The organism is Streptomyces sp. NPDC059003 (genome assembly GCF_042740445.1).
In the GTDB taxonomy this organism is placed as follows: Bacteria; Actinomycetota; Actinomycetes; order Streptomycetales; family Streptomycetaceae; genus Streptomyces.
Map to the genome: position 1 here is coordinate 92007 of NZ_JBHYJH010000005.1, position 7462 is coordinate 99468.

General features: G+C 70.9%; 8 protein-coding genes and 1 pseudogene. 2 read left to right on the forward strand and 7 right to left on the reverse strand.

The window, feature by feature from the left end; all coding sequences use genetic code 11:
- Positions 1-174 precede the first annotated feature (174 nt).
- Positions 175-915 carry a GAF and ANTAR domain-containing protein gene (locus ACFWZ5_RS04630; RefSeq protein ID WP_384890297.1) on the forward strand — a complete coding sequence of 247 codons (741 nt, stop codon included), beginning with the start codon at positions 175-177 and terminating at the stop codon, positions 913-915.
- A 48-nt stretch (positions 916-963) separates the two neighbouring features.
- Positions 964-1671 (forward strand): GAF and ANTAR domain-containing protein, encoded by a 708-nt coding sequence (locus ACFWZ5_RS04635; protein ID WP_384890299.1) that lies wholly within the window; start codon positions 964-966, stop codon positions 1669-1671.
- Between the two features lie 1145 nt (positions 1672-2816).
- Here the strand turns inward: ACFWZ5_RS04635 and ACFWZ5_RS04640 are convergent.
- The 7 genes and pseudogenes from ACFWZ5_RS04640 to ACFWZ5_RS04670 all read right to left on the reverse strand — a co-directional run.
- Entirely contained in the window at positions 2817-3266 is a 450-nt protein-coding gene (locus tag ACFWZ5_RS04640) for a hypothetical protein (RefSeq protein ID WP_384890301.1), read from the reverse strand.
- Between the two features lie 81 nt (positions 3267-3347).
- On the reverse strand, positions 3348-3791 hold the full coding sequence (locus tag ACFWZ5_RS04645) for a hypothetical protein (protein WP_384890303.1): 444 nt from the start codon (positions 3789-3791) through the stop codon (positions 3348-3350).
- Between the two features lie 80 nt (positions 3792-3871).
- Entirely contained in the window at positions 3872-5593 is a 1722-nt protein-coding gene (locus ACFWZ5_RS04650; protein WP_384890305.1) for a mobilization protein, read from the reverse strand.
- 7 nt (positions 5594-5600) lie between these two features.
- Complete coding sequence (locus ACFWZ5_RS04655; protein WP_384890307.1) at positions 5601-6233, reverse strand: plasmid mobilization protein; 633 nt, start codon at positions 6231-6233, stop codon at positions 5601-5603.
- A complete protein-coding gene (locus tag ACFWZ5_RS04660; protein ID WP_384890309.1) occupies positions 6230-6514 on the reverse strand; it encodes a hypothetical protein in 285 nt (94 codons plus the stop codon). Before ACFWZ5_RS04660 ends, ACFWZ5_RS04655 begins: the two co-directional genes overlap by 4 nt.
- A gap of 42 nt (positions 6515-6556) precedes the next feature.
- Complete coding sequence (locus tag ACFWZ5_RS04665; protein ID WP_384890310.1) at positions 6557-6748, reverse strand: hypothetical protein; 192 nt, start codon at positions 6746-6748, stop codon at positions 6557-6559.
- Positions 6745-7462: pseudogene (locus ACFWZ5_RS04670) on the reverse strand (hypothetical protein); the annotation flags it as partial. The gene ACFWZ5_RS04665 and the pseudogene ACFWZ5_RS04670, both read right to left, overlap by 4 nt.

Consider the following 7462-nt stretch of genomic DNA (forward strand, 5'->3'; position numbering starts at 1 on the left):
GGCGACGATGTGTAGGGGAAGAGAGAGACCGAACCTTCGCCAGCGGAAATCGCGGCCCCGTGCGGCCGACGTTCACACACCGCGTGGGCGGCCTGTTGTCCGACCGGCGTGAGCAGCTCGGGACTGCGGGTGTCTCGCGGGGTGTTCGATTGGGGAAGGGGCGGTGTAACCGCCATGCCCGAGATGCCGCATGAACAGCGGCTCGCGTCCGCGTTCGTGGAGCTCGCGGATACTTTGGTGCGGGACTTCGACGTGATCGGATTCCTGCACACGCTCGTCGACCACTGTGTGGACCTGCTGGATGTGGCGGCGGCCGGTGTGCTGCTGGGCATCCCGCAGGGCCATGTGGTGGAGGCCGCCGCCTCCGACGTACGTACCCGCGCGCTGGAGCTGGCCGGCGTCGAATGGGACGAGGGCCCGTGCCGTGACTGCTTCCATGACCGTGCCCCCATCGACGATGTGCGCCTGGACACGCAGGCCGCAGCTGCCCGCTGGCCCCATTTCGCGCCCCGTGCGGTGGAGTTGGGCTTCACCTCGGTGGTGGCGGCCCCGCTGCGCTGGCAGGAGCAGGTGATCGGCGCACTCAACCTGTTCCGCGACCGGCCCGGCCCCCTCGATGCCGGTCAGCTGAGCCTGGCCCAGGCCCTGGCGGACACCGCCACCATCGGCATCCTCCAACAACGGACGGTCCACAAGCAGATGACTGTCATCGCACAGCTCCAGTACGCGCTGGACTCCCGGGTCATCATCGAACAGGCCAAGGGCTATCTCGCCCACCGCCACCGCAGCAGCGTGGATGACGCCTTCACCCAGATGCGCAGCCATGCCCGCAACCACTCGGTCAAACTCACCGACGTGGCCCGCCAGGTCCTCAACGGCACCGCCGAAACCAGCCTGCTGGATCCCGAAACCTGACGTCTTCGCCAGGCCCGGTTTGGGAGGATCTCGGGGACGGGAGATGCCATGCGGTATCCGATCGCGGCCTCGCTGATGCGCGCCCTGGACGCGCATCACGGTCCGGGGCTGCCCGCCCTGCCGCTTGAGGAAGCAGGCCGGGAACTCGGCTTGGACGGACTGGCCTTCTTGCTGGCCCCGGGCGGCACGTCCAGCGAACTCGTGCAAGCCTTTGGCGAGCACACCGCCCCCATGGAAGACCTACAGCTGACCCAGGGCCAGGGCCCCAGCCCCGAGGCGGCCCAAAGCGGCACCATCATCCTCATCCCCGACGTGTCCGCCCTCGATGTCACCCGCTGGCCCGGCCTGCCCGGACCGGTCCTGGAGCTGGGCATACGTGCGATGTTCGCCTTTCCGCTGCGCATCGGGATCATCTCGATCGGGGTCCTGACCGGGCACCGCACCACGGCTGGTCCGATGAGCGCCGACCAGCTCACCTCTGCGCTGGTCCTGACCGATCTGCTCGCCCAGTACCTGATCCAACGGGCCGCCGATCCCGGCGACGGGTACAGACTCCTGGAGGACACCGGCCTGCACTTCGCCGAGGTCCACCAGGCCACCGGCATGCTCGCCGCCCAACTCGGCATCGGCTGCGCCCAGGCCCTGGCCCGACTGCGCGGCCACGCCTTCCGACACGACGCCCCCCTGCTCACCATCGCCCGCCAGGTGCTGGCACACCGGCTGCACCTGGATGCAGACGACGCCAACGACAGCTGACCCGGAGCCCCTATCGGACTCCTCTGCCGGGTACTACCGTGGGGCTGTGCGGCCCTGGTCCCCGGTCGACGGTCGTCCCATTGCCTCCCGAACGCCTTCCGGGCTCTGGTTTCCGCAGCCCGCCGCACCGGTCGAGGCACACCACCCGACAGCCCCCGCGGCGAGCACACGCCGCGCCCGCACGAGCGGGCATGTGAACCCGAGACAGCAGTGGGCAGTTGAACCGCCAAGCAGTATCTGCCCGCTGTGTGTGAGGGCCGCCGCCGCAGGCATGGGCCAACTTCGGCGGCGGCCACGAGTGCGGGAACGATACGGCTCCCCTCCGTGCAGTCCTCGCACCCACCGTCCTCACGGCACCCGGGGTGCGCGGGAGTTCACCCCGGCTCGAACGAACCGGGAGGACGAAAGGCCGGAACCGCCGTGAGTCGGCGCATGCGCGGCTCCGGCCGCCCAAGCAGTCATCTGGGAACTTAAGGCCCGGGTCCGGGGGCCGAAGCAACGGGGAACACGGCCCTGTGCTTCTCCGCTACCTCGCATGTTAGAACCAGCCGGGCAAGACGCAACAGCGCGCGAACCAGCCGCGGTGGCAGAACGCCACCCTGGTCACGGCGGGGAACTCCTCCGGCAGCAGCAACTGGGACCTGCCCGTACGCCGGCACCGGCAGCAACCATCGGATGCCCTCACGCTGATCCACACCACCTCACGCGGCTACCCGCGGGCGGACAACAACCTCGCCTTGCAGTCCCTCGTCACCACTGACAAGAATCTCGTCGGCGAAGCCGCCGCCCGCGCTTCCGTGAGCAAGGTGGTCGTCGGCTGAGGGCCCTGCCTCCGCAACCGGCATCACGACCTCGGTTCCGGGCAGACGCTCCCCATGGCGGCGGAAACAGGGAACGTGCGGCTGATCGCCCTTTGCGGAAGTGCCGCAGAACTGCCGCGGACAGCAAATGAGTTGATTGAGGAGAGTCACCGGCTCCGGGAAGAGACCTATCGGCTCAGGCGTCGACACGTCCGCAGCCGCAAGGACCTCTGAACCGCCGACGCCTTGCTCGATAGGAACGACACCTTAATGACGATCCTCCCACGGCGGGGCATCGTCATCAGAGCCCACCGGGACGCACCTCGACAGATGGCTCGGCATTCCTCACGTTCCCATAGCCGGACTTACCAACACGACGCCGTCGGAGAGCTTGTGCGCGGCGTCGCTGTAGAGCTCCTCGCTCACCTCGCTGCCGCTGGCGCCGTACGTGAACGAGGTCTTCGCCTTGCGCGGGAAGTCGAGGCTTCCGCCGGTCGCCGCGTCCCCGCCGAGCTTCTCCAGGGCCGGACAGCCGATCACCGAGACGTCGTCGTTGTGCCGGGCGTGCTCCGCCTTGCGTACGTAACCCTCGCCCAGGTCCTGCTCTGTCAGGAGCCGCTTACTCAACGCGGCCGAGGACAGCGGCGCGGCCCCGGCGGCGTCGCTTTCACCGCGGGGCGAGGAGGCTGCATCCCGTGGAGTCCCCGAGGAGCCGGAGGCGTCGTCGGAGCAGCCCGTCATGACGAGGGAGGTGAGGGCGGTCAGGACGAGGGCGGTCGTGGTGTGGCCACGCATGCGGAACCCCTTTGATGTACGGCGCGGACGGTCTGATTTGGCCGACACGCGATCCGCTGCCGGCGGGTAGGGGTTGCGGGGTCAGTGGCCCAGGTGACGCAGGCCGTCGTCCAGTGTGGGGTGGAAGTGGTCCACCGGACCGGAGTTGCGGTTGTACCAGGCCGGGTCAAGGCGCGGCTCGGCGGTGTTGTGACCGGCACGGCAGCGCAGCCAGATCGTGTCGTCGCGCATGCTGAAGACGATCCAGTCCCGGTACGCGCCGCACTGCGGGCACTCGCGTACCTCATCGTCGATGACGAGCGGCTGCTCCCAGCGCATCATCAGTCCCTCGACCTCGTGGCGGGAGGGCATGCGAAGGTCCGGCGGCGGAAAGTCGGGCACTTCGCCGATGCCCTGGGCGGGCGGCGCCGGCTCGGCGGCCGGGCTGGCGAAGTCGGGCGCCTGCCAGGTCGCGTGCATCTGCAGCATCGCCTGGCCGGCGCGCTGGGTGTCACGGAACTCGCGGTCCGCGCGTCGTCGAAACATTCGTCCCCCTCTTCGTCGTTCATGGGCCACACGGAGAGTGCCCCAGGCTCCTGACCTGCTGCAACTTGCGGATTCAGGAATCATCTCGGCTTCCTGGGCCGGGTGTTGCGCCCGGTGGAGGGCCGCTTCGGCCGCCCGGCGCTCTGCGGCGTGGCGGTGTCGGCCTCGGGCATGGCGGAGGCGTCGGCGGGCAGGCCGGCCAGGCGGCGCAGTCGCCAGACCAGGACGTCGCTGACCGACTCGGCGGTGTCGAGTTCGCGGCGTGCGACGGCCTCGGTGAGCAGGGCGGCGGGCTCATACCCGACGGCTTCAACGTCGGCGAGGGTGGCGGCCAGCGCGTGCCAGCCGGGCTCGGTGAGGATCTGCTCGGCCAGTTCCGGCACGGCCTGACGCACATGGGCCGCCTGGCGGCGCTGGAGCGGTTGGGAGAGGCGGCGGCCACGGTGGTGTAGCACGGCCATCGGGTGCTGGGCGGCGGACTGGTAGGCGGCGCGCAGGTGTTCGGCGGCCTGGCGGGCGGCAGCGGCCTGCTGGGCGTGGTTCATCTTGCCGTGCCAGTGGGCGGCGGCGATGACCAGGAAGGCGACCATGTCGATCACCATGGCGGTGGTGGCGCCGTCCTCGCCGCGTCCCGTGGCGGGTCCGCCGTAGATGAGGTCGCGGGCGGCCTGGCGCAGGGCGCGGTCGTGCCCGCGCTCGGCTCGGACGTGGGAACGCGAGGCGCGCTCGAAAGCACGTGCCGCCTCTTGGAGTTGCTGGCGGGTGTGGGCGGCGGACGTCTTGGCGAGGGCGTCGAGGACCTCACCGGCCGCCGCGATGAGGGCTGCGGCCTGACGGTCGTCGCCGTGGTCGATGATCACGATCGCCTGCCAGGCGGCGGCTGCCGCACGGCGTCGTGCCCGTGCCGGACCGCTCGGCGCGCTGGCGCGGTCGTCCGGAACCGCGGCGGCGTCCTGCTGGGCGGCCGACCAGCGTTCGCGGATGCGGGGCAGGGAGAGGTCGGGGGCGAGCGTGGAGCCTGCGAAGTAGACCGGCTCGTTGTCCTCGTTACGGTCGTCGGTCAGCGCGACCTTGTAGCCGAGCAGGTCACCGGAGGGCGCGCGGCGCTTGCGGACGAGCAGCCCGGCAGCGGCCAGCCGGTCGAAGAACTCCTCCTCACCGGTGGCGCCGGCCACGGCCCGGCGGACGGTCTCACGCAGTTCCTCGCGGGCGGTCCGCTCCCTGCCCTGGCGCTCCGCCTTGTGGCGCTCCGCGCTGGTGGGCCGCCGGGCGGCGGTGCCGTCGCCCGCGTTGACCAGGGTCAGGCCCAACTCCTTCTCGATGAGACGGCATTCGGCCTGGGCCCGCATACCGGAGCGGAAGTCATCGGGGCGGCTTCCGTCCTCGCACACGAGGGTGGCGACGATATGGATGTGGTCGTCTGCGTGCCGTACAGCCGCCCAGCGGCAGCCGGGTTCCCCGTCGCCCGGATCGATGCCGGTGGCGGCGACAACCCGGCGGGCGATGTCCGCCCACTCGTCGTCGGACAGGGTGCGGTCGCCCGGGGCGGCGCGCACCGAGGTATGCCACACGGGCAGGGCGGGCCGGGAGTGTGGAGGGAGGGCCTCGACGGGCTGGTCGATGAGCCCCGCCAGATCCTGGAGGGCGCGGTGGAAGTCGGCGCTGCGGCCGGGGTCGGGCGCCAGGCCGTCGAAGGACGCGACGAGGTGCGGGTCGACGTGCTCCTCGGCACGCCCGGGGCCATACAAGTAGTAGAGGAGACCGGCGGTGTCGTCGCCCGGGTCGTTGATGCTGGGAATCATGCCGGGTTCATGCCGAGTTCTGCTGGCGGGCGATGAGCTGAGAGACGGCCTCCTGGACGCGGTCGGCCGCCGCGCGGACAGCGGAGATGGCCGACTCGAGCTGGGGCGCGTCGGCGCCGGAATTGAGCGCTTTGACGGCCTGGTTGAGGTTGCTGCCCGCCCAGCCGAGACGGCGGCGGGAGTCGAACAGAGCGGTGATCACTTCGCGGTCGTCGGCTATCTCGGCGGCGGTGCGGTCAGCGTCGCGGGCGGCGCGCAGGGCGGAGCGGGCGAGGAAGCCGGCGACGGACAGATTCGACTGGGCGGCGGCGGACTTGATCAGGGCGAACTCTTCTTCGTTGAAGCGTGCATTGGGCTGGTGCAGACGCTTCTTCTCACGCGGCTGGCGCGGACGCTGACGGGCGCGCGGTGCGGCGGACGAGCGGCGACGGCGGCGGTTCGCTTCGTTCTTCCCCCCAAGCTTCGGTCCGCCCTCGGTCGAAGCTTGCCGGACCTGCGCCCCCTGGTGCAGGTCCGCTCCCGCCCCCTTCGGGGCGGGGTCGGCGGAAGCTACGCTTCCGCCCCAACTTGCTCCCCGCGCGAGGGAGTTGGTCACCTCCTCGTTGGGGGAGTGGGGCGGCGTGTTGTTCGGGCGTGTCATCGGGTGCGGTTCCTCGTGGTGCGGCTGTGGTGCTGGATCTGGGCGGCGAGATCGACCATGGCGCCGGGGCCGTCCAGGACGTGGACAGGGGCCTCGGGTGCGCTCTGCACGAGCCACTGACCGTTCGGGGCCAGGACGGCGGAGTGCAGGAGGCGGCGGCGGACCAGGACTTCCGCCCAGGCGCTCGCTTCGGCTGCGGTCGGGGGCGATGTACGGGAGTGGCGGGAGCGGATGGCGGGTCCTCCAGGGCCGGGGCGGTGGCCGGCACCGGGCCGGGCCACCGCGTCGGGGGATAGGGCGTTTGACCTGCGGTTATCGCCTGGTCATCCGCATATCGGGCAGCTGTTGAAGTGCCGGCCGAGAGCTTTCGCCATGCGGGACTTCACGGCGAGGGCATTCGTCGCGCTCATCTTCGCCGCCTTCGTTCCCGCGCTGCGCTGGGAGTGGTTACGCAGGAACGTGATGTCCCGCTCGTAGCCGCTCTTGATGCGCTCGAAGCGCTCGCAGGTCTTCATCGGGCCCTCCTCGTGTCTCGGGGCAGGTGAGCGAGCGTCGGGTCCGCGTACAGGGCGGCCTGGAGGTCGCTGAACAGCTCGTTGCTGACGGTGATGTTGGCGTTGCGCAGGTGTGGTCGGATGGCCCGGCGGGTCATCCGGCCTTCTTTGAGGGCGGCTTTGCGGGCGACCTCGACCTTCGCTTCCCACGGGACTTCGTCCTGGTCCGCGGGCTTGGTCCGCGGGTCCGGCGCCGAGGCGCCGTGGTCTGTGCTCCGTGCACCTTGCGGTCCGCCTGCGGAGCCGCCCTCGTCCTGGTCCGCCGGTAGGTCCAGCGGCTGGTCCGGTGCGGGGGTGGTCCGTTGGTCCGCAGCCGTGGCGTCGCGGTCCGCAGGGGCGGAGTCGGCTGGTTGGTCCGTGGTCCGCGTGTCGTGGTCTGCGGTCTGCGGGTGCTCGTGGTCCGGCATCTGGTCCGCCGGGGCGCCCTGGCCCGCGCTCACCGGGCCAGACCCTTCGGCCGGTCCGCGTACGTGGTCCGCCCGCTCGTGGTCCGCCAGACCATGCAGCCCTGGAGCCGCTTGGCCTGCGGCGTTGCTGGTCCGCCCCTCCCTGTCGGCCTCCCGCGGACCAGCGGCGATCAGCTGGTCCGCAGCGGTCACGTCGTGGTCCACGACCTGGTCCGGCTGGTCCGGTGCGGGGGTGGTCCGTTGGTCCGCAGCCGTGGCGTCGCGGTCC